The organism is Bacillus sp. JJ1521, from assembly GCF_036965165.1.
GTDB lineage: Bacteria > Bacillota > Bacilli > Bacillales > Bacillaceae_L > Ferdinandcohnia.
Genome location: NZ_JBALOX010000027.1, coordinates 2,131 through 3,867, shown reverse-complemented (window position 1 = coordinate 3,867; position 1,737 = coordinate 2,131). Strand labels below are relative to the sequence as shown.

The window sequence follows — 1,737 nt, the reverse complement described above, 5'->3', positions numbered from 1 at the left end:
ATGCAAGCTTGTTCATTTGCTCCTGGGCGGCTTGTCCCAATTCCTTCCGTCCATGTCCGATATTGACATTCCATAACGAGGACATGCCATCAAGCACTCGTTTCCCATTCACATCCTCAAGAAATACACCTTCTCCTTTTGTAAAAATAAACGAGGGACCGAGAACCTGCTGTTGCTGAATCGGTGAGGTTGGATGTAAAAAATGTTTCTGGTCAAGCTCCATCAATTCCTGGCGAACCATCAATTTTTCATGCACATTTATTCCTCCTTCCTTCATTTAGCCGTAACTAAAATATATGTGTAAAGTTCAAGCTTTCGAACTAGGAATCGGGAATAAAACGAGTCCAACCAAACTTTTATTTCATCATTGTAAAATCCAAGCTTTAAATCGTAATTATGTTTTAACCCTCCTGTAACACGGATGAAATATTTTTTGAGTATTATAAGAGTAGTAATTGACCCCCTTTTTATAAAATAGATTTTTTTGGGCACGGGTACATCCCCTGTGCCCCCTTTTTTTGTAGTTAGCCGAAAATGACACATCGGATTTCTTCGTACATTGCTCCGATAACATCACGAATAACTGGTTTATGCGCTTGCGTCTACTAGCTTACTCTCGAAGTCAATTCCTCAGTGCAAGGCTGCAAGGGTGTTAACTCAAGCAGTTGCCTCGCTCCGGTACTCAAAGCTGCATCGCCTCGAAATTTCGACGCACAGGACGTGCTAGTGTCGACAAGACATGAGGGCGTGGCGCTTTTGTCGACGCGGTCCTTTTCACCCTCCTTCATAAACACACAATATAATTGAAACAAAAATAAACATGTAAATCTTGTTCATTGTGAGTGCCTGTCAGAAATAGTATAATAATAACAAGAAGATTGCTTACAAACGGCTATCTATATTAAGTCGGGTTTAGAGAACCGACTGAAAATAGATAGCGCCTCCGGCGGATGCCGCAGATTTTCAAAGGAAATTTTTCGCAGCGTAAGATCAAAGACTAAGAACGCCACATCCTGTGGCAACGTCTTTGTGACCCACGTCCTGTGGGCCTAAAATCTGGGTGCAAATACGCCAAGGCGCATTTGATTTTTGGTTATGACCGACTTGGGGTGAAAGATAGTGCAGAGAGTTACAAATTGCGTAGTACGCAAAGACAATAAAGTATTGCTTTTACAAAAGCCACGTCGTGGGTGGTGGGTTGCTCCTGGAGGAAAAATGGAGCCAGGTGAATCGATTCGCGACTCCTGTATCCGTGAATACCGAGAGGAAACAGGATTATATCTAAAAAATCCAGATATTAAAGGGATTTTTACATTTATTATTAAAGAAGGCGACAAGGTTACATCAGAATGGATGATGTTTTCTTTTTTAGCAAATGATTTTGAAGGTGAAAATGTGGATGAATCCGAAGAGGGGATCCTAAAATGGCAGGATATACAGGATATACCAAAACTGCCGATGGCCCCTGGTGATTATCATATTTTGGACTACGTATTAAAAGGTTCTGGCGTTATTTACGGAACATTTACATATACACCCGATTTTCAATTACTTTCATACAGATTAGATCCTAGTTAACTTTGTTCAGCAGAAGCCCCCTATTTCTCCAAGAGGGGGCTGAATGCAAATAGGTATACAATTCAGTCAAGGTTTATGTTTTGACTGAATAAAGTTAAAGCCTCCGGCGGATGCCACAGATTTTCAGAGGAAATTTTTCGAGCATAGGATCAAAGACTA

Annotated in this window: 2 protein-coding genes; one reads left to right on the top strand and one right to left on the bottom strand. The window is 41.0% G+C overall.

Annotated elements, in window-relative coordinates:
• Positions 1 to 241, bottom strand: a 241-nt coding sequence (locus V7147_RS04985) for an aminotransferase class III-fold pyridoxal phosphate-dependent enzyme (protein WP_438824548.1), incomplete at its 3' end; no start/stop codon positions are given.
• An 878-nt stretch (positions 242 to 1,119) separates the two neighbouring features.
• Here V7147_RS04985 and V7147_RS04980 point away from each other — a divergent pair.
• Entirely contained in the window at positions 1,120 to 1,578 is a 459-nt protein-coding gene (locus V7147_RS04980; protein ID WP_335366759.1) for an NUDIX hydrolase, read from the top strand.
• Positions 1,579 to 1,737: the final 159 nt, after the last annotated feature.